This is a genomic window from Hymenobacter psychrophilus (assembly GCF_900107135.1).
Classification (GTDB): Bacteria; Bacteroidota; Bacteroidia; order Cytophagales; family Hymenobacteraceae; genus Hymenobacter; species Hymenobacter psychrophilus.
On sequence record NZ_FNOV01000001.1, the window covers coordinates 525,909 to 544,735 of the forward strand.

An 18,827-nucleotide genomic window follows, 5' to 3' on the forward strand; every position below is an offset into this window, starting at 1 on the left:
AGGTAATGTCTGAATCAGCGAAATCGAAACTAATTGGTGAAAACCAGCGGCTAACGGTAGCAGTACTAGGCGGCGGGGCAGCGGGCTTCTTCGGGGCCATTGCCTGCGCCGAGGCCAACCCGGCGCTACGGGTACTACTGCTGGAGAAAACCGGCAAGCTGCTGAGCAAAGTCCGGATTTCGGGTGGCGGCCGTTGCAACGTTACGCACGCCGCCGATACGCCCGCTCAACTCGTGCAGCACTACCCCCGCGGCGGAGCGCAGCTCAAGCAGCCCTTCCACACGTTTGGCGCCCCCGACACGGTGCGCTGGTTTGCCGACCGCGGCGTGCAGCTCAAAACCGAGCCCGACGGCCGCATGTTCCCCATCACCGACTCGTCGGAAACGGTGGCCCAGTGCCTGCTGGAGGCTGCCCGTCGGGCCGGCGTCGAAATTATGACCCATACGGCGGCCGACAGTATCCAAGCACTGCCCGAGGGCGGCTTCGAGCTGACGCTGAGCGGCGCGGGTGCTGCGCCGGTGCTGCGCGTGGCGCGGCTGCTGGTGGCCACCGGCGGCGCGCCCAAATCGGAGCAGTACAACTGGTTACGGCAGCTGGGCCACGCGGTGCAGGAGCCGGTACCCAGCCTGTTCACTTTCAACGTACCCAACTCGCCGCTGCGCGAGCTGCCGGGCGTGAGCGTGCCGCGGGCCCGCGTGCGGGTGGCCGGCGAAAAGCTCGATTATGAGGGTCCGGTGCTGATTACGCACTGGGGCCTGAGCGGGCCGGCCGTGCTCAAGCTCTCGGCCTGGGGCGCGCGCCGGCTGCACGAGCTCAGCTATAAAAGTATTGCGCTGGTTAGCTGGCTGCCCGACTTCACTGAAGACACCCTGCGCAGCCATTTGCAGGAGCACCGCGGCCCCCACGGCCGCAAGCTGGTACTGTCTAACCCGTTGCTGGGGTTGCCGCAACGGCTGTGGCGCACGCTGGCCGAGCAGGCCGGCATCAGCCCCGAAACCCGCTGGAACGAGTTGCCGGCTAAACTCCAGAACCGCCTGATTGAGGCGCTGCTGCGCACGGCCCTGCCCGTAGCCGGCAAAACCACCTACAAGGAGGAGTTTGTGACCTGCGGCGGTATTTCGCTCGCCGAAATCGATATGCAGACCATGGAAAGCCGCCTCGTGCCGGGCCTGCACTTTGCGGGCGAAGTGCTCGATATTGATGGCATTACCGGTGGCTTCAACTTCCAGGCGGCCTGGACGACCGGCTTTCTGGCCGGCCGCGCCATGAGCCAGGTTGCCGCGCCGGTAACCTTGGCAGGCGTTTAGGAGTAAGTAAGGGCAAGGATTCTGTAATTGAATTCTATTCTACCCCCTACCCTAAAAACACCTTCCTATGGACGCTAAAGTAATGCAAGCCGGCCTCAACGAACTCATCGAAACCCTCAAGGATGGCCAGAAAGGTTATGCCGAGGCAATGACCGACGTAGAGGGAGCCGACCTGAAGGACCTCTTCAAGAAATATGCCGCCCAGCGCGCCGGCTACATCACGGAGCTGGAAGACCAGATGTTCAAGCTCGATCTGAAGCCCGACGAGGAGTCGTCCATTACCAGCGCCGTGCACCGCGCCTTCATCAACCTCAAAGGCCTCATAACCGGCAAAGACCGCCACGCGATTCTGGCTGAGTGCGAACGGGGCGAAGATTACGCCAAGGCTGCCTACGAGAAGGCCATAAAGATGCAGGACATTCCGGCCGCCCTCAAAACGGTTATTGATAAGCAGGCTGCCGGCATCAAGCAGGCTCACGACGAAATCCGTAACCTGCGCGACGCCGCCAAGTAAACTACTGATTGCGTTCTGCTATCAGTTCCAGGCAAAAAGAGGACGCTTCTTCCGAGGCGTCCTCTTTTTGCTTTTGAAATGAACAGGCAATTTGTAATAAGGCTTAAAAGCAAAGAGCCCCTGTCTCGGTGAGATAGGGGCTCTTTGCTCTATTGAGTTAATCTACGCTGAAACGATAATCTGCAGAATCACGATCTATCAGTGTAGATCAGGGACTTACTCGTTGTCGCGGCGCTTGCCTTTGTAGCCACCGCCGAAGCTGCTGCCACCGCGGTTTCCACCGCCGTAAGAGTTGCCGCCTTCGCGGCTGCTGCCGTAGCTACCGCCGCGGTTGCCGCCGCTGCCATACGAGCCGCCACCGCGGTTGCCGCCGTAGCTGCTGCCACCCTCACGCTTGTCGCCGTAGCTACCACCGCGGTTGCCGCCGCCGTACGAGCCGCCGCCTTCGCGCCGCTCGCCGCCACCGAAACCACCCGGGCCCCGGCGCGGACGCTCACCACGGTCGCCACCTTGCTGCTGGGCATCACCTTCCTGCACGGGCGTAGCGATGTTGAAGGCTACCGGACGGCCCTGGATGGAGCTGCGGCCAAGCTGGGCCACAATTTCTTCCACGAACTCGTTGGGTACTTCCACGAAGCTGAACTTGTCGTAGAGGGCGATGTCGCCCACTTTACCGGCCGTGAGACTGGTGTTTTCGGCAATCAGGTCCACAATGTCGCGGGGGTGCAGGCGGTCCTTTTTGCCCATCGTGACGAATAGCCGGGTGAAGCCGGCACGAGCGGCACCCTGGGTGCGGCTGGCGTCGAGGCTTTCCTGGGCCCGCTTGTCTTCCTTCATCGTCATCTTCAGCAAAGCCGCTGCGATGTCGAGGGAAGTGATACTCTCGTCGATGCTCTGGTCGATAAGGCGCTGTACGCGGCTCACGTACTTGTCGAGGTTGCCCTTCTCAATTACTTCCTTGATGGAAGCGAGCATGAGCGTGGTTTTCACCTCCGACACATCTTCGAAGGAAGGCACGCGCTCCTGCTTGATGGTGGCCTTGGTGAAGCGCATGATGTCGCGCAGCTTGTAGATGTCGCGGCCGCTCACGAAGGTAAAGGCCTTGCCCTGCTTGCCGGCCCGGCCGGTGCGGCCAATGCGGTGCACGTAATACTCCTCGTCGGCGGGCAGGTCGTAATTTACTACCACTTCCACGTTCTCCACGTCGATGCCGCGGGCGGCTACGTCGGTGGCTACCAGAATTTCGAGGGTGCCCTTGCGGAACTTGTCGAGCGTGTTCTGGCGCTGCTGCTGGCCCATGTCGCCGTGCAGACCTTCGGCGAAGTAGCCTTTAGCCTGCAGGTCGCCCACGATGTCGTCGACCATGCGCTTGGTGTTGGCGAACACGATACCCGACTTGATATTGTACATATCAATGAGGCGGGTCAGCACGTCCTTTTTCTGAGGACCACGCACCTCGAAGTAGCTCTGCTCGATGTTGGTGACGGTCATCTCCTGATGATTCACCTTCACGATCTGCGGCTCCGTCTGGTAACGCTTGGTCATCTCCATGATGGGCTTGCTCATCGTGGCGGAGAAGAAGACCGTCTGGCGCTGCTCAGGCATTTTCTTGAGCACCGTCTCGATGTCGTCGCGGAAGCCCATGTCGAGCATTTCGTCGGCCTCATCGAGGATGATCATTTTGCAGTTTTCCAACTTGAGCGTGCCGCGCTCGATGTGGTCCATCACGCGACCGGGAGTACCGATTACGATCTGCACACCACGCTCTAGGGCGCGGAACTGGCGGTCGTACGACGAGCCACCATAAATTGGCACCACGGCGAGGCCGCGCTTGTATTTGCCGAGCTTCTGGATTTCGCCCGAAACCTGAACGGCCAACTCGCGGGTGGGGCAGAGCACGAGGCACTGCACTTCACGCGAGTCGGTGTCAACGAGTTCGATGGCGGGAATGGCGAAGGCGGCGGTCTTGCCGGTGCCCGTCTGGGCTTGGCCGATTACGTCGCGGCCGGCGAGCAGCACGGGAATACCAGCGGCCTGGATGGGCGAAGCCTCTTCGTAGCCGACTTCGGCAATGGCGCGCTGCATTTCTTCAGAGAGGGTCAGCTCGCTGAACTTGGTTTTAGGGGTTTCCTGGTCCATGTCAGTGTTAATGGAGTGAGAGAGATAAAGCTCTGAAAACAGCGGATTCAGCGACGCTCTTCTCCCACTCTCTCCACAACGACGACGAGTGACGGAATAACGGACGGAAGACAAAGCCGGCCCAACAAGTTTCTATAGGCAGCCCGAAGCTGCGCGGAACGTGGCCGTTCTCAAATGCGGGTGCAAAGGTATGGGTTTTTCGCGAGAAAAGCGAGGATTGAAGCAATGCAAATAAAGGAATGGAGCTTAAACGTCATCCTAAGCGGAGCGAAAGACCTTGTCACGTTTTACGGATGCTCTACTTGATGATGTGATAATGTCTTTTGCTCTGCTCAGGATGACAGACGCTTTTATCCAATATAGTCTCAAACCCAACAAAAAAAGCAGGCTCCCTAGTAGGGAGCCTGCTTTCTATGCTATCTAAAAAGAAGGTCGCTTAGGCGAGCTTTACTTTAACAGCGTTAGGACCTTTGCGGCCCTGGGCGATTTCGAACTCAACTTTGTCCTGGTCGCGGATTTCGTCGATGCACTCGGTCACGTGTACGAAAACGTCTTCGCCGGTCTCGTCCACTTTGATGAAACCAAAACCTTTGGTCTCGTTGAAGAATTTTACAGTTCCTGTCTGCATGGGTACTCTTGATGATGATGGATGTTTTGTAGCAAGAAAAGCTGTCTGAGCTTAATTGGGCTATCTTTTACGAAGAACTCAACCGGGCAACGAAACCGCTTTTTCTTAACTTGCATCAAATATACAGGTATATTTTAGAACTGGAGGGTTTCGGCAACGACAAGCCCGAAATTTTAGTGTGCAGAGGGCCGTAGTGTCTGGCAGCCCAACCGCCCGGCTGTACCTTTGGAAACATGGATACGCCCGCCACCCCCGCCTTCCGCTTCGCCCACCACCTGCGCGTGCAGCCCGCCGACATCGACGACCTCGACCACGCCAACAACGTGCAGTACGTGCGCTGGGTGCAGGATACAGCCACCGCGCACTGGCACGCCGCCTACCCGGCCGGCACGCCCGAGCACTCCTATATATGGGTGGTGCGCGAGCACCGCCTCCAGTACCGCCACCCGGCCCTGCTGCACGACGAGCTACGCTGCACCACCTGGATTGGCGAAGTACGCGGGGCCCAGTGCCAGCGGTTCGTGCGCATCGAGCGCGCCGCCGACGGCAAGCTGCTCTGCGAAGCCGAGACGCAGTGGGTGCTGCTGGACACGGTCAGCAAGCGGCCCATGCGGATTGAGGCCGGGATGCGCGACTACTTGTGGGGGCCGGTGGGGTAAGCGCCTAGCAATTATCCATACTCTAAAAAAAACCGGTCCGGCCACGCCTAAGCGCAACCGGACCGTTTCTGCATGGGGTAAGAACCCGGGGCTACAGCTGGGCGCCCTGGTTTTTCATTTCCTGCTCCTGGGCGGCGTGGTTGGCCGCGAATTCGGCGCGCTGGGCCTCGGTGCGCTTGGTGCCGAGGCTGGCCAGGTGCTCGCGCAGCTTGTCGGCGGGCAGGTCGGCGCCGTAGGAGGGCGTGCCGGGCTGCTGCCGCCACGACTCGTGCAGCGTGCCGTCGTCCACGGCACTAAAGCCCAGCTCCTCGACCAGCGCCATGACCTGCTGCTTGGCGGCGGCATCGTCGCCGGCTACGGGCAGGGCAATGCGGCCGGGCGTGCCGGCGGACTGGCCCTTGTTTTCGAGGTGGTCGGCGTAGATGTTGTTGAACACCTTGACCACCGGCCGGCCCAAGTGCTGCTGCACCCACTCGCTCTCGGTCAGGTTGCCGCTTTGCAACGCCGGAATTTGGCCGTCGCGCAGCAGTGGGTAGTAGTTGCTGGTGTCGATGATGGGCACCTCGGCGCTTACGCCCTCAAACAAGTCTAGGGGCAGGTCGGGAATATTTTTGAGCGGAATGGTGACCACGATGATGTCGCCGTGGCGGGCGGCGGCGCGGGCCGTGGCGGGCGTAGCACCAGTTTTTTTGGCTACCTCGGTCAGCGTTTCGGGACCGCGGGAGTTGGCGATGAGAACGGAGTGGCCAAGACCGACGAGCCGGACGGCGAGGGCGCTGCCGATGTGGCCGGCGCCAATAATTCCAATGTTCATAGGGGAGTTGTGAGCAAGTGAACCAGCCGCCGCAACTGCGCGGCGTGGTTCTAAGACCGGCTGGCCGGCTGGTTTGTTTGTCTGGCGGCTGGCCGGCAGCCCGGCCCCACTCAGTCGGAAGGCTTCCATTAAGGCAGTCATTCAGTCGGCTAATCCAAGGGATTAATTCAACCTTTGTCGTGCTATTCTACCCCCTTGCTCATGTCCCAGCCTACTTTCCGTATCTACTCCTCCTCGGCCGGCTCGGGCAAAACCTACCAACTCACCAAGGAATACCTGAAGTTGGCGCTGGGCTCGGAGGAGGCGGGCTACTTCAAAAGCATTCTGGCCATCACGTTTACCAACGACGCGGCGGGCGAGATGAAGCAGCGGATTCTGGGGGCGCTGCGGCGGTTTGCGCGCCTGCCCGAAGGCCACACCGACCCGCTGCTGAGCGATATTGCGGCCGAGCTGGCCGCCGAGGGGCCGCTGGCCCACCTGACCACGGCCGAGGAGCGCGAGCGGGTGCTGCGCGAGCGGGCGGCGGCCACGTTCCGGCTGGCGCTTTACCACTACGCCGATTTTGCGGTGAGCACCATCGACTCGTTCGTGCAGCGCATCGTGACGGCCTTTACCCGCGAGCTGGGGCTGCCGGCCACGTTTGAGGTGGAGCTGGATAGCACCCTGGTGCTGCAGGGCGCGGTGGCCCTGGTGCTGGATAGGGTGAACCGCGACCCCAACGCCGACCTGCTTTCGCGCACGATTTCTGATTTCGCGCTCAATAAAGCCGAGGAAGGGAAGAGCTGGAACAACCTGCCCGAGGAACTAGTGGAGTTCGGGAAGTTTCTGCTGAGCGAGCCGGTGCACGAGGCCATGCAGCAGCTGCAGGTGCTGAGCCTGGCCGACTACCGACGGCTGCACGAGGGCCTGCGGGCCCGACAGCAGGAAATTGAGGACCTGGTGCGGCAAACTGCTACGTTAGCCCTTGATGCGCTGGCAGCGGCCAGCCTGCAGGCCGAGCACCTGGCCAGCGGCACGGGCGGCATCTTCGGCCACTTCCAGAACTGGCACCGCTGGCTGGAGGCTCCGGCCAAAGACGCCAGCTTCCCAACAGCCACCGCGCTCAAAACACTGCAAACCGACGTCTGGTACAGTGGCAAAGCCAAAACCGGACCGCTGCGGGCCGCCGTCGATGAGGTAGCGCCGGAGCTGGCGCAGACGTTCGAGCGGCTCCAGGAGATACGGCAGCGGCTGCTGCCCAGCTACCTGCTGGCGGCCGGCATGCTGCCCTACGTGTTCCAGGTGAGCTTGCTGAGCGAGCTGAGCAAGGCCGTAGAGCAGCTTAGCCGCGACCGGAACGTGGTACTGATTGCCGAATTCAACCGCCGCATTGCCCAGATTGTACTGCACGAGCCGGTGCCGTTCCTATACGAGCGGCTGGGCGACCGGTATCAGCATTTACTGATTGACGAGTTTCAGGATACCTCGGTACTGCAATGGAACAACCTGCTGCCGCTGGTGGAAAATGCCCTGGGCAGCGGCCACCTGAATTTGGCCGTGGGCGACGCCAAGCAGGCCATTTACCGCTGGCGGGGCGGCGAGATGGAACAGATTCTACGCCTCTACAAAAAGGAAACCAAGCATCTCTACGACCGGGTGCCCGACCCCGCAACCCGCCAGCGCCTGGCCGACCGCTACCAGACCATCACCCCCGCCCTGGAGGCGCGCAACCTAAACATCAACTACCGCTCGGGTCGCAACATCATCGAGTTCAACAACGCCTTTTTCAGTCACGTAAGCGCCACCCACGGCGCACTGCCGCTGGTGCAGGCCTTATTTGATGCTGATTTCACCCAGCAGAGTCCGCCCGGCGCCGAGGCGGCGGCGGCCCATGTGGAGCTGCTGTTTACCGACGACGAGGCGCCCGCCACCCGCTACGATGCGGCCCACGGCACCTTCACGCCCGATGTGCTGCCCGGCTACCTGCCCGGCCAAACGCTCGACTACGCCGAAAGCACGCTTTACCTCACGCTGCAGCTGGTGCAGCAGGCGCTGGCCGACGGGTACCGGCTGCAGGATATTGCCGTGCTCTGCCGCACCCGCGGCAACAGCCGCCACACCGCCAAATTCCTGAAAGAGCGCGGCTACGATATTATTTCGGCCGATTCGTTGTCGTTGGAATTTGCCGAAGTAGTGAACCTGCTGGTAGCGGTGTTCCGGGTGCTTAACCGGCCCGCCGACACGCTGGCCCGCGCCGAAGCCCTGCTGCTGGTAGACCGTGTGGTGCGCGGCCACGCCCCCACTCCCGACCGCGCCCGGCGCTGGGCCGAGCTGGCGAATGATAAGTCGGCCGAACCCTTTTTTGACGAATTGCGGGCGTTGGGTTACGACCTACAGGAAAACGAAACCGGCAACCTGGGCCTCTACGAGCTGACCGAGCGGCTGCTGGGGTTATTTGGGCTGCTGGAGCGGGCGGCGGAGCGCGAGTACCTGTTCCGGTTTCTGGATTTGACGCTCGAATACAGCCTGCGCTACGGCAACAACCTCAACAACTTTCTGGCTTACTGGGACCAGAAGAAGAGCAGCCTGAGCATCAACGCCCCCGCCGGCCGCGACGCGCTTACGATTACCACAGTGCACAAGGCCAAAGGACTGGCCTACGGCGTGGTGATTGTGCCGTTTGCCGACTGGAGCCTGCGGCCGTTTATGGGTACGCTGCTCTGGGGCCGGCTGCCCGACGTGGCCGACCGCCCGGTGGCCGACATGCCCGGCGTGGCCGTGCTCAGCCAGAAGCATGATTTGTTGCTCACTCCTTTGGCCGGGCAGTACACCGAGGAGCTGGAGAAGACCTTTTTGGAAGGCCTGAACATGCTCTACGTGGCCTTCACCCGCCCCCGGCACCGCCTTTACGTCATCAGCAAGAAGCCCAGGCCCACCAAAACCAGCGGCAAGAACGACGACGGCGAAACCGGCCCCGACAAGCCCGCCGGCACCGTCGCCGAGCTGCTGCACCGCTACCTCGTGAGCACCAACCAGTGGAACGACGAGCAGATGGCGTATACGTTGAGTGAAACTGTTAGCTCTTCGTCGAATGAGACTCCTATTCAGGAAACGGCAGCCGGGAATCGGCAGCTAAAACCCAACAACGAAAACCCAACAGCCAGCAGCCAGTTCCTGCTAACCAACCTGACCAGTACTCCCTGGGAAAAGCGACTGAAGCTGCGGCGGCACGCCAACACCGTATTCGATTTTGATGAGCAGCAGGAGCAGCACGAATGGAACCGCCGCCTGCACTACGCCCTGCGCCGCGTGAAGCAGGCCCCCGACGTGGAGCGCGTGGCGGCCCAGCTCGCGGCCGAGGGCCTTATCAGCCTGCAGGAGCGGCCCGCGCTGCTGGCCAAGCTGCGCGAGGTAACTGCCGACCCACGACTGGCGCACTACTTCAGCTCCGAAGTGGCGGCCGAGGCTGAGCGCGAAATTCTGGTGGGCGGCACCCGCAAGCAGGACTACAAGCCCGACCGCATTGTATTTGAGGCGGCCGGCAACGGCTCGGGCCGCCGGGTTACGCTGCTCGATTTCAAGCTTCCGCCGCCCGAGTACCGGCACCGTCTGCCCCTGCAACAGTACGCCGCCCTGTTCCGGCAGTTGGGTTTCGAGCAGGTGCGTTGCGTGCTGTATTATTTCGATATCCGGGAAGTAGTGCAGTGGGAAGCCTGAAATGAAGAGGTTATAGAACTACCTGTCATCCTGAGCAAAGCGAAGGACCTTATCCCGCGAGAACGAATCCTTGTTACGGCCGTTGTCGCGGGATAAGGTCCTTCGCTTTGCTCAGGATGACAGGTAGTTCTTGTTAAGCAACCTTTGCCTTACTTCGCCGGCTTCGTGAAGCCGTCTTTCTGGGCCTTCTCCATCACGATGGTCATGCGCTTTTCACTGTCGGGGTGAGAGGAGAAGAGTTGGGCACCTTTGCTGGCTTTAGCGCCCTCCGAGAGGTCGTTGAGCTTGCCAAAGGCGGTGGCCATGTACCAGGGGTTCACTTTTTTGGCCTTGAGCAGGTCGTAGCCGTAAGCATCGGCGCTGCTTTCCTGGGCACGCGAGAATGAGGCATTGGCAATAGCCTGGCCCAGGTCGCCGAGCTGGGAGTCGCTGAGGGCCCCGGCGGCCCCGCCCTGCGAGCTGGCACCTTCCTTGAGCGCCGAGGCCATCAGGGCCGTGCGCATGGCATCCTTGGAATCTTTGTGCTTCACGTGGCCGATTTCGTGGCCGATAACGCCCAGAATTTCCTGGTCGCTCATCAAATCCATGAGGCCGGCAAACACCCGCACGCTGCCGTCGGCGCAGGCAAAAGCATTCACGTCCTTCACCAGATACACCTTGTAGTCCATGCTCATGCCATCGTAGGTATCGAGGCCGGCCACAATTTTCTTCAGGCGTTGGGCATAGGGCAAGCTGGCGGGGGCAACGGGGTTGTTCTCGTCGCTCCACTTCACATACTCCTTGGTGTGCTCGATTACTTCGGCATCGGAAACGGTAGCGGCCTTAGCGGCTTTCAGGCCCGCGCCAATGGTTTTGGTGTTGAGTTTAAGCTGGGCCTGGGCACTGAGGCCGGAGCCGAGCAGCAGGCCGGAGGCCAGCAACAGAACGGGTAAACGGTTACGCATAAGAATAGGGGTTGGGGGATGAGCTTTGAAAAAGAAGGAAGAGCGGCTATTATATGGGCTTGAACATGGCGTTGCCTTTCACCATGTAATGCCACATACTTCGGGGATACACCCCCTTGTCACCACCGGGCAGCACAGAGTCGCGCAGGGCGATGGTAGCACTTGCTGGGGTCAGCTCGCCCATTAGGCCAGTGGTAATTTTGTAGTACACGGTATCGGCGGTCAGGCTGGTCACTTCGGCCAGCATGTACGCCTTGCCAGCGTCGGCCCGGTAACGGTCGCTCAGCTGCACGCCGGCATCATCTTCGACCAGTTGTACGGCCGCTTTTTCACCTGCCAAAGCGGTAGCGGGCTTGGGGTCGCTGAACCAGCCAACTCCGAAAATAAAGGCCAGCGTAAGTCCAAACAGAATGAGCACCGCGAAATTGCTGACCGGGTAGCGGGCCTGCTGCTGCAACTGCTGCACCGGCGGGCGGTAGCTCTCGGGCATCTGCTTGAGCTTGGCAATCGTCTGCTGGCAGTGGCCGCACACGGTGACGCTGGTTTTGGTGAACGGGAAAATCGGCGTCCAGAACAGGCTGGCGTAGCGCGAGAAAACCGTAGCGCTGAGCTGGCCCGTACTGCCGCAGTGCGTGCAGGCGGTGGCAGGCAGGGGCGCACTAAGCAGGCAGGAAGTGCCGGTACCGTAGAAAAATAGCATTCAGTAGTTTTTAGACAATAATTGCGGAAAAATATACGCCCCACGGCGGCACGAATAACGGAGGAAATCCTGAATTTCCTGCTGGTCTTTAAATCTATCAGCTTCGGGGTATCCGGCGGCGAAGCTCGTAGCTTTACGGCCCGCTTTTCTGCTGCTTTATGGATACCCCCGCCGCGTCAACCGCGCCCCGCTCAGCCCTGACGTTTATTTTCATCACCCTGCTGCTCGATGTTACGGGTATCGGCATCATCATTCCCGTCATTCCAAAGCTGATTCAGCATCTGACGGGCGGCTCGGTGAGCGAGGCAGCCCAAGTAGGCGGCTGGCTGGTATTTGCCTACGCGGCCATGCAGTTCCTGTTTTCGCCGGTGCTGGGCAACCTCTCCGACCAGTTCGGGCGGCGGCCGGTGCTGCTGTTTTCGCTTCTCGGCTTCGGGGTCGATTACCTGTTTCTGGCCTTCGCCCCCACCCTGGCCTGGCTGTTTGTGGGCCGGGCTATTGCGGGCATCACCGGGGCCAGCGTTACCACGGCCTCCGCCTACATTGCCGACGTATCGACGCCCGAAAAGCGGGCCCAGAACTTTGGGTTGATTGGGGCAGCGTTTGGGCTGGGCTTCATTCTGGGGCCGCTGCTGGGCGGGGTACTGGGCGAATACAGTCACCAGCTGCCGTTTCTGGCCGCCGCGGGCCTCACGCTGCTCAATGTGGTATATGGCTACTTCGTGCTGCCCGAATCGTTGCCCGTTGAGCGGCGGCGGGCATTTGCCTGGAAGCGGGCCAACCCCATCGGCAGCCTCCGGATGCTGGGGCGCTATCCTGTTATTCTGGGGCTGGTAGCTTCGCTGCTCTTCCTCTACGTGGCCGCCCACGCCACTCAAAGCACCTGGACCTACTACGTGATGGAGAAATTTGCCTGGAGCGAAAAGTGGGTGGGCTACTCGCTGGCCGCCATCGGGCTACTGGTGGCCATTGTGCAGGGCGGCCTCATCCGGCGCATCAACCCAGTGCTGGGCCCCAAACGGTCGGTGTATCTGGGGTTGCTGCTCTATGCGCTGGGCTTCGTGCTGTTCGCCTTTGCCAGTAAAGGCTGGATGATGTTCGCCTTTTTGGTGCCCTACTGCCTGGGCGGCATTGCCGGCCCGGCCTTGCAGGGCATTATTTCGGGCCAGGTGCCAGCCAACGAGCAGGGCGAGCTGCAGGGCGCCCTCACCAGCCTGATGAGCCTCACTTCCATCGTGGGCCCGGTGCTCATGACAAGCCTGTTCTCCTACTTCACCCGCCCCAGCGCCCCGGTGTATTTCCCCGGCGCGCCCTTCATTCTGGCAGCCGTACTTACCCTCATCAGCGTGACCCTGGCCGCCCGCTCGCTGGCCAGCTACGTCGCGCCGGTGAACGAGTAAGGGGCATAGGAGTTCGGATGCTAAGCGTGCGTTTGCACCCGCAGTTCCAGCTTTTTTCCCGCCGGGTTCAGGCCCTCGAACGCGCCCTGTTCCAGCCCCGGTGTGTTTGGGTGCAGATAATAGTCGTTCGTTTCAACTACCCGGTGCCAGCGCAGGGTAGCCAGTTCCAGATATATCAGCCAAGTGGTTGCTGGTGGCACCTGGCCGGGCAGAGGTTCAATCAATTGCAGAAACAGTCCGTCGGACCACTCGCGGCATAATTCGCATACGAGTTGCCCGTGCAGGCCGGCAATTTCGGGCGCAGTATGCAGGCGGTAGAGCCCCGGAAAGTGTCCCCGGTCCTCCAGCCCGTCCCACGCCTCCCACCAAATCTCAAACTCCCGACTAACTGCCCCCGATTCCTGCTCGGTGGTAAGCAAGCGGAGCTGCTCGTTTTGAAACAGCACCACAGGCACTTCCGGAATCGGCGGCGGCCCGGGCGGCGGCTGGTAGCCGAACAGCTTCCGGATGGGCAGAATGATTTTTGCCCCGGCGCTCCAGACGCCGTAGCCAATTCCCAGTACCAGCAACGCCCCTATTCCTATAATCACAACCGGTATGGCCATCAGTACCAGCAATACCGAGCTGGACGCGTCCTTCCACCAGGAAGTGGGAGGTACCGGCGGCGGCGGAATGATGGTTTGTTGAACGGTGAAGGGCATGCGGTGAGGCGAATCTGAGGAGTCCTTATTAACTCAAGTTAGGAAGAACGATGTAAGGGCGGGGCTTGTCCCCGCTCGCCACTGCAACGAGGCACGACTGGCCTCTATCCACCGTTCAACGATACTGTGCAACGACGGGCGGGGGCAAGCCCCGCCCTTACATCGTTCTTCTCCAACCCACTCCGCAACTTAGGTTTTTCTGCAAACAGAAGCCGGTTTCTGAGCAAAAGGCACTGTACCTTTAAGTGGATTTCCTGACCCGCCGCGCATGCCTGCTTCCCTCCCCGACCTGCCCCTTTTCGCCGTTGCCCCTACCCCCGTGCCTACCCGACCCCTGCCCGATGCCACGCCCTTTCTGGCGCGCATCGCCCGGGAGCTGGTGGCGCAGTACGGGCCTACCGGGGAGCTGTCGGATTTGGTGGTGGTGGTGCCCACGCGGCGGGCGGTGGTGTACCTGCAGAACGAGCTGAGCCTGGCCGCCGAAACCGGGCAGGCCGTGTGGAGCCCCCGGGTGGCGGCCATGGAAGACTACATGGTGGAGCTGGCCGGCGTGCGGGTCGAAGAGCCCATTGCCCTGCAGCTGCTGCTGTTTGAAATCCTGCAGGATATCGATCCGCAGCTCGATTTCGACCAGTTCGTGGGCTGGTCTAACTTGCTGCTCCAGGACTTTTCGAGCCTCGACCAGAACCTGGCCTCGCCCCGCAAGGTGTTCGAATACCTGAGCCAGGCTAAGGCGCTGGAGCGTTGGGATTTGGGAGCCGAATACCAGCCCCTGGATTCCACCACGGCCTATTTTCGCTTCTGGGATGACCTCGACAAGGTGTACTTCCGCATAAAGAAGCGCATGCGGCGCGACCACCTGGCCTACCCCGGCCTGGCCTACCGCCTGGCCCAGCGCCGGGTGCGCGAGCGGCTCGAAGCCGATGAGGAGCTGCCCCGCCACGTATTCGTGGGCTTGGGCTTTTTGTCGAAAGCCGAAGAGCGGCTCATCCGCCACCTGCGCAAGGCTGGCCGGGCCGAAGTGTATTTCGACGGCGACGCTTTCTACCTGGAGCCCGGCTCGCCCAACCGCGCCGGCCAGCACCTGCGCCAGTACAAGGAGCGCCTCGATTTACCCTGGGAAAACTTCGGCGGGCCGGCCGAGCTGCTGCGCCAGCTGCCGCGCACCGTGCGCATGGTGGGCGTGGCCAACTCCTCGATGCAGGGCAAGGTGGCCGGCCAGCTGCTAGCCGCCGCCCGGCAGGCCAACCCCAACGCCAAAGTAGCGGTGGTGCTGCCCGATGAAACCCTGCTGCTGCCCGTACTCCACGGCCTGCCCCTGCGCGAGGTGCCCGAGTACAACGTCACAATGGGCCTCAATTTCCAGAGTACGCCCCTGTTCAACCTCGTGGATCTGCTGTTTGAAGTGCACCTGACCGGCGTGCGCGAAGGCTCGCAGGAAACGGGCTACGGCGTGCCCCGCTACCACCACCTGGCCGTGAGCAAGCTGCTGCAGCACCCGTTTCTGCGCCGCTACCAGGGCTGGCTCGACAAGCAGGACGACCCCGCCGGCCACGGCATGCTGGACAAGGTGTGCCGCGCCATCGTGCAGCGCCACGCGGTGCTGCTGCCGGCCGAGGAGCTGGTGGAACTGGGCCAGGGCCATCCGCTGCTGGAGGCCCTGTTTGCCACCTGGAACAACTGCGACGACATTATTGCCGCCTGCAACACGCTCATCGACCTGCTCAAAAAGGCCTACCAGGACCAGCATTCGGCTATCGAGGCCGAGTACCTCTACCTGTTCTACACCCTCGTCAAGCGGCTGCACTCGGTGTTCGACTGCCGGGAGCAGCGGCTGTCGGTACGCTCGTTCCGGCGGTTTTTGTACGAGCAGATGCGTAACACTCGCCTGCCCTTCAGCGGCGAGCCGATTGCCGACGTGCAGGTAATGGGCCTGCTCGAAACCCGGGCCCTCGACTTCGACCACGTTATCATCCTGAGTTGCAACGAGAACGTGCTGCCGGCTCCCAAGCGCCATAGCTCCCTGTTCCCCTACGACGTGCTCACGACCTTCGGCCTGCCCACCTACGCCGACCATGAGGCGGCCACCGCTCATCAGTTCTGGCGCCTGCTGCAGCGCACCCGCAACGTCGATTTGCTGCACATTCTGCCCGGCGCCGAGGGCACCCGCACCGGCGAGCGAAGCCGCTTCCTGCTGCAACTAGAAAATGATCTAGCCCTGCAGAACCCCGCGTTGGAGCTGCTGGATTTGACCGTTTCTACCTCAATTCAGGCGGGCGCCTCACCCCCTGGCCCCCTCTCCGAAAAAGGACAGGGGGAACTAGCTTCTAGCTCTTTTTCTAGCTCTAAAAAATTAAAGGCTAGTTCCCCTTCTCCTTTTTCGGAGAGGGGGCGAGGGGGTGAGGCGCCCGTTAGCACCGACCTCACGCTCGAGAAAGACGCTGGGATGCTGCTGGCGCTGCGGGAGTTGCTTACCAAAGGCCTTTCGCCCACGGCCCTCAACCAGTACCTGGGCTGCTCGCTACAGTTCTATTTCCAGCGGATTGCCAAATTCAAGGAAAACCAGGAGGTAGAGGAGGTGCTGGACTCCGCCGAATTTGGCACGGCCGTGCACGATGCGCTGGAGGAGCTGCTGACGCCCTTCGCGCAGATTATCCGCCGCAAATCGGTGGCTGCTACGGCCCCGCCCCTCACGGCCTCCGACATTCCGGGCCTTGTGGCCCTGGCTCCCATTATGGTAGCCAAGGCCTTACGCAAAGAAGAAGCCGGCCGCCACGCCCGCGCCGATGAGGGCCTCAACCATGTGCTGGGCCAGGTGGCCAAGCGGCTCGTGCGGCGCTACCTCGAAAGCCTGCTCGAAACCGAGGGCGCCCTGCCTTTGCACATCCAGGGATTGGAGGAGGAATTACACGCAACTGTGTTCGTGGCACTAGTGGAGGGTGAAAAGCTGGCGGTGCGGCTGCTGGGCAAAGCCGACCGCGTAGACCAACTGCCCAACGGCGACCTGCGGGTAGTGGATTACAAAACGGGCCTCGTGGAGAAGTCTCAGCTGCAGCTACTCAAGCGCAACGAAGCGCCGGAAATGGCCATTGACCGCCTGCTCACCGACGCCACCCCTTCGGCCGACAAGGTGCGGCAGCTCTGGCTCTACCGCTTCATGCTGGCCCAGCAGGGTCGCCCCGCCGCCGACGCGGCCATCATTTCGCTTCGCAACCTGGCGGCTGGCCCCATGTCGGCCGATATGAGCTTCCTGACGGCCGACGGCCAGGATTTCAACCGCCACAGCGAGGAATTGCTGGGCCAGCTGGTGCGCCGCATCCTCGACCCCGCCGAGCCTATCCGCAAAACCGACGACCTCGACAAGTGCCAGTACTGCGCCTATCGGGGCATTTGTGCCCGGTAGCGTTTAGCCACTCACCTGCTGGTAGCGTTGGTGCCACTCGCGCCAAAAGGCCTCATACCCAGCGGCATCCTCCGGGTCATCTTGTGGCGCTTTCGGCTTGCTGCTTTGGTAAAAGGTGTGAACTTCATCCACAAACCGCAGCACAGTATGCTGGTATTCCTGGCTGGTTATAACGGCCTGTTCGCCTTCCGGAGCAGTCAACCGCACCTCTTCCGCAGTGTGCTCTACCGACCAATCGGCGCCATTCGGGCAGCCAAATACCAGTACGTCGCCGGAAACAGCATCGGGGTTGGGCCACATGGTAAAGCCACAGCAGGGCAGCAGCTGGTCGCCAACAGGGGCGGCAGGCGTATGGTCCAGGCTGAGCGTACGCAGCAGGAACAGGGCCGCCGCGCTTACGGTCCAAGTTCCTTGACTGGCATCAGACAGGATGGTGTTTCCAATGCGGGCCAGCACCTTGCCGTGCGCACACAGGTCCAACTCCTCATCCAGATTTTCCATCCAGCCAATGCTCAGCAGCCGTAATTCAAACTGATTTTTCATACTGAATCAACTTTGCCAACTGGCGAAGATACCTTTGCTGCTCACTTACGAACGCAATTACTATGGACGAATTCATGCAGGCCGCCATCGACGAAGCGCGCCAAGGCCGCCAGGAAGGCGGTATTCCGATTGGCTCGGTGCTCGTGCGCGATGGTAAGCTCGTGAGCCGCGGGCGCAACAAGCGCGTGCAGGAGGGCAATGCCATCAAGCACGGCGAAATGGATGCCCTGATGAACGCTGGCCGCCAGCGCACCTACCGCGACACGGTGCTCTACACCACCCTGATGCCCTGCTTTATGTGCGCCGGCACCATTGTGCAGTTCAAAATCCCGAAAGTGGTGGTGGGCGAGGCCCGCACCTTTGGCGAGTCGAAGGCCTTCCTCGAAAGCCACGGCGTGGAAGTGGAAATTCTCGACCTCGACGAGTGCGTGCGCATGATGGAAAGCTTCATCGAAGAAGAGCCCGAACTCTGGAACGAAGACATTATGGAGCTATAAGTCATTCACTTACGTATAAGAGCCGGAAGTGCCTGCCGAAAACGGCCGCCGCTTCCGGCTTTTCTTTTTTCCTGCCATGCCCGATTTACCTGCATCCGACGCCCCATTCGCCGCTACCAAAAAGTGCCCGCACTGTGGCCGCTGGACCGAATGGCAGCAACAACCCACCGACCGCTGCCAGCACTGCGGGCAGGAATTGGAGCCGTACCGCGCCGCCGCCGATGAGCACCGTCAGCAGCAGGCCGATGCGCCCCTTTCCGACCGCCTGATGCTCATCGAAATCAAGCCCGATGACAACCCGGTCATCAAGTTTTTCAAGTACCTCATCCGGGGTGGGCAGCTGGCTTTCGGCGCCCTAATGGCCTTTTTTGTGTGGCTGGTGACGGTGGCGGCCGGATGAGTGGCCGCCGCCGGCTCCCGGCCGAGTTGCGCCACCCGCTGTTTGTAGCCGGCATGGCCATCTACCTGGTACTCATCCTCTACAAAACCGGCAGCCCGCTGATAGCCGGCTGGCCCCGGCCCCCGGCCCTGCTGCGGGCCCACCTCGCCGACGCGCTGGCCCTGCCCCTGCTGCTCACGCTGGAGCTGTGGGGGCTGCGGCGCTACTACTTCCGGCGGCCGGCCTTCGTGCTGCCGCCGTCCTGGGTTTTTAGTACCTGGCTGGTGTTCAGCCTGTGGTTTGAGTGGCTGCTGCCCCGCTTCGATGCCCGCGCTACCGCCGACTGGGGCGACGTGCTGGCCTACGCGCTGGGCGGGCTGGTATTCGGATACTGGCTGAACCGCCCCGCCGGGACCGAAACCCAACCTTGAGAGCCATTTTGAGCTTGCAGCCTCGTATTTTGGCCCCGTCGGCGCCCGCCGATGGGGCTTTGCGCTGCCTTT

The 18,827-nt window shown here is 61.5% G+C and carries 16 protein-coding genes; 9 read left to right on the forward strand and 7 right to left on the reverse strand.

Annotated features, from left to right (window positions below; genetic code table 11):
- Nucleotides 1-5: 5 nt before the first annotated feature.
- Nucleotides 6-1,307 carry a BaiN/RdsA family NAD(P)/FAD-dependent oxidoreductase gene (locus BLW21_RS02160; protein ID WP_092737401.1) on the forward strand — a complete coding sequence of 434 codons (1,302 nt, stop codon included), beginning with the start codon at nucleotides 6-8 and terminating at the stop codon, nucleotides 1,305-1,307.
- 67 nt (nucleotides 1,308-1,374) lie between these two features.
- Nucleotides 1,375-1,821: a PA2169 family four-helix-bundle protein gene (locus BLW21_RS02165; RefSeq protein ID WP_092737403.1), complete on the forward strand. Its 447-nt coding sequence runs from the start codon at nucleotides 1,375-1,377 to the stop codon at nucleotides 1,819-1,821.
- Between the two features lie 216 nt (nucleotides 1,822-2,037).
- Here BLW21_RS02165 and BLW21_RS02170 read toward each other — a convergent pair whose 3' ends face one another.
- A complete protein-coding gene (locus tag BLW21_RS02170) occupies nucleotides 2,038-3,960 on the reverse strand; it encodes a DEAD/DEAH box helicase (RefSeq protein WP_092737405.1) in 1,923 nt (640 codons plus the stop codon).
- A 436-nt stretch (nucleotides 3,961-4,396) separates the two neighbouring features.
- A complete protein-coding gene (locus BLW21_RS02175; protein WP_019947277.1) occupies nucleotides 4,397-4,588 on the reverse strand; it encodes a cold-shock protein in 192 nt (63 codons plus the stop codon).
- Nucleotides 4,589-4,821: 233 nt separating this feature from the next.
- Here BLW21_RS02175 and BLW21_RS02180 point away from each other — a divergent pair, with 233 nt between their 5' ends.
- A complete protein-coding gene (locus BLW21_RS02180; RefSeq protein WP_092737407.1) occupies nucleotides 4,822-5,247 on the forward strand; it encodes an acyl-CoA thioesterase in 426 nt (141 codons plus the stop codon).
- A 91-nt stretch (nucleotides 5,248-5,338) separates the two neighbouring features.
- On the opposite strand, the gene BLW21_RS02185 is transcribed toward BLW21_RS02180, so the two are convergent.
- Nucleotides 5,339-6,061 carry an NADPH-dependent F420 reductase gene (locus BLW21_RS02185; protein ID WP_092737409.1) on the reverse strand — a complete coding sequence of 241 codons (723 nt, stop codon included), beginning with the start codon at nucleotides 6,059-6,061 and terminating at the stop codon, nucleotides 5,339-5,341.
- 201 nt (nucleotides 6,062-6,262) lie between these two features.
- Here BLW21_RS02185 and BLW21_RS02190 point away from each other — a divergent pair, with 201 nt between their 5' ends.
- Complete coding sequence (locus tag BLW21_RS02190) at nucleotides 6,263-9,757, forward strand: UvrD-helicase domain-containing protein (protein WP_092737411.1); 3,495 nt, start codon at nucleotides 6,263-6,265, stop codon at nucleotides 9,755-9,757.
- Nucleotides 9,758-9,906: 149 nt separating this feature from the next.
- Here the strand turns inward: BLW21_RS02190 and BLW21_RS02195 are convergent, their stop codons facing one another.
- Together BLW21_RS02195 and BLW21_RS02200 are read right to left on the reverse strand one after the other, a co-directional pair.
- Nucleotides 9,907-10,701, reverse strand: coding sequence for a M48 family metallopeptidase (locus tag BLW21_RS02195; RefSeq protein ID WP_092737413.1), 795 nt, complete (start codon nucleotides 10,699-10,701; stop codon nucleotides 9,907-9,909).
- A gap of 49 nt (nucleotides 10,702-10,750) precedes the next feature.
- Nucleotides 10,751-11,401 (reverse strand): hypothetical protein, encoded by a 651-nt coding sequence (locus tag BLW21_RS02200; protein WP_092737415.1) that lies wholly within the window; start codon nucleotides 11,399-11,401, stop codon nucleotides 10,751-10,753.
- Between the two features lie 158 nt (nucleotides 11,402-11,559).
- Here BLW21_RS02200 and BLW21_RS02205 point away from each other — a divergent pair, with 158 nt between their 5' ends.
- Nucleotides 11,560-12,801: a TCR/Tet family MFS transporter gene (locus tag BLW21_RS02205; protein WP_092737417.1), complete on the forward strand. Its 1,242-nt coding sequence runs from the start codon at nucleotides 11,560-11,562 to the stop codon at nucleotides 12,799-12,801.
- A 20-nt stretch (nucleotides 12,802-12,821) separates the two neighbouring features.
- Here the strand turns inward: BLW21_RS02205 and BLW21_RS02210 are convergent, their stop codons facing one another.
- Entirely contained in the window at nucleotides 12,822-13,502 is a 681-nt protein-coding gene (locus tag BLW21_RS02210; protein WP_139255051.1) for a hypothetical protein, read from the reverse strand.
- Nucleotides 13,503-13,770: 268 nt separating this feature from the next.
- Between BLW21_RS02210 and BLW21_RS02215 the strand changes: the two genes are divergently transcribed.
- Nucleotides 13,771-16,905, forward strand: a complete 3,135-nt coding sequence (locus BLW21_RS02215) for a PD-(D/E)XK nuclease family protein (RefSeq protein WP_092737421.1) — start codon at nucleotides 13,771-13,773, stop codon at nucleotides 16,903-16,905.
- Nucleotides 16,906-16,908: 3 nt separating this feature from the next.
- Here BLW21_RS02215 and BLW21_RS02220 read toward each other — a convergent pair whose 3' ends face one another.
- Complete coding sequence (locus BLW21_RS02220; protein WP_092737424.1) at nucleotides 16,909-17,448, reverse strand: hypothetical protein; 540 nt, start codon at nucleotides 17,446-17,448, stop codon at nucleotides 16,909-16,911.
- A gap of 62 nt (nucleotides 17,449-17,510) precedes the next feature.
- On the opposite strand from BLW21_RS02220, the gene BLW21_RS02225 reads away from it, so the two are divergent.
- The 3 genes from BLW21_RS02225 to BLW21_RS02235 all read left to right on the forward strand — a co-directional run bounded on the left by BLW21_RS02225 (nucleotide 17,511) and on the right by BLW21_RS02235 (nucleotide 18,755).
- Nucleotides 17,511-17,945, forward strand: coding sequence for a nucleoside deaminase (locus BLW21_RS02225; protein ID WP_092737426.1), 435 nt, complete (start codon nucleotides 17,511-17,513; stop codon nucleotides 17,943-17,945).
- A 76-nt stretch (nucleotides 17,946-18,021) separates the two neighbouring features.
- Nucleotides 18,022-18,345, forward strand: a complete 324-nt coding sequence (locus tag BLW21_RS02230) for a hypothetical protein (protein ID WP_139255052.1) — start codon at nucleotides 18,022-18,024, stop codon at nucleotides 18,343-18,345.
- Nucleotides 18,318-18,755 (forward strand): hypothetical protein, encoded by a 438-nt coding sequence (locus BLW21_RS02235; protein WP_139255053.1) that lies wholly within the window; start codon nucleotides 18,318-18,320, stop codon nucleotides 18,753-18,755. The genes BLW21_RS02230 and BLW21_RS02235 overlap by 28 nt, the downstream gene beginning before the upstream one ends.
- Nucleotides 18,756-18,827: the final 72 nt, after the last annotated feature.

Excerpts from the sequence above, each read along its gene's own strand:
- BLW21_RS02160 (WP_092737401.1), top strand. The coding sequence starts at position 6 with ATGTCTGAATCAGCGAAATCGAAACTAATTGGTGAAAACCAGCGGCTA.
- BLW21_RS02165 (WP_092737403.1), top strand. The coding sequence starts at position 1,375 with ATGGACGCTAAAGTAATGCAAGCCGGCCTCAACGAACTCATCGAAACC.
- BLW21_RS02170 (WP_092737405.1), bottom strand. The coding sequence starts at position 3,960 with ATGGACCAGGAAACCCCTAAAACCAAGTTCAGCGAGCTGACCCTCTCT.
- BLW21_RS02175 (WP_019947277.1), bottom strand. The coding sequence starts at position 4,588 with ATGCAGACAGGAACTGTAAAATTCTTCAACGAGACCAAAGGTTTTGGT.
- BLW21_RS02180 (WP_092737407.1), top strand. The coding sequence starts at position 4,822 with ATGGATACGCCCGCCACCCCCGCCTTCCGCTTCGCCCACCACCTGCGC.
- BLW21_RS02185 (WP_092737409.1), bottom strand. The coding sequence starts at position 6,061 with ATGAACATTGGAATTATTGGCGCCGGCCACATCGGCAGCGCCCTCGCC.
- BLW21_RS02190 (WP_092737411.1), top strand. The coding sequence starts at position 6,263 with ATGTCCCAGCCTACTTTCCGTATCTACTCCTCCTCGGCCGGCTCGGGC.
- BLW21_RS02195 (WP_092737413.1), bottom strand. The coding sequence starts at position 10,701 with ATGCGTAACCGTTTACCCGTTCTGTTGCTGGCCTCCGGCCTGCTGCTC.
- BLW21_RS02200 (WP_092737415.1), bottom strand. The coding sequence starts at position 11,401 with ATGCTATTTTTCTACGGTACCGGCACTTCCTGCCTGCTTAGTGCGCCC.
- BLW21_RS02205 (WP_092737417.1), top strand. The coding sequence starts at position 11,560 with ATGGATACCCCCGCCGCGTCAACCGCGCCCCGCTCAGCCCTGACGTTT.
- BLW21_RS02210 (WP_139255051.1), bottom strand. The coding sequence starts at position 13,502 with ATGCCCTTCACCGTTCAACAAACCATCATTCCGCCGCCGCCGGTACCT.
- BLW21_RS02215 (WP_092737421.1), top strand. The coding sequence starts at position 13,771 with ATGCCTGCTTCCCTCCCCGACCTGCCCCTTTTCGCCGTTGCCCCTACC.
- BLW21_RS02220 (WP_092737424.1), bottom strand. The coding sequence starts at position 17,448 with ATGAAAAATCAGTTTGAATTACGGCTGCTGAGCATTGGCTGGATGGAA.
- BLW21_RS02225 (WP_092737426.1), top strand. The coding sequence starts at position 17,511 with ATGGACGAATTCATGCAGGCCGCCATCGACGAAGCGCGCCAAGGCCGC.
- BLW21_RS02230 (WP_139255052.1), top strand. The coding sequence starts at position 18,022 with ATGCCCGATTTACCTGCATCCGACGCCCCATTCGCCGCTACCAAAAAG.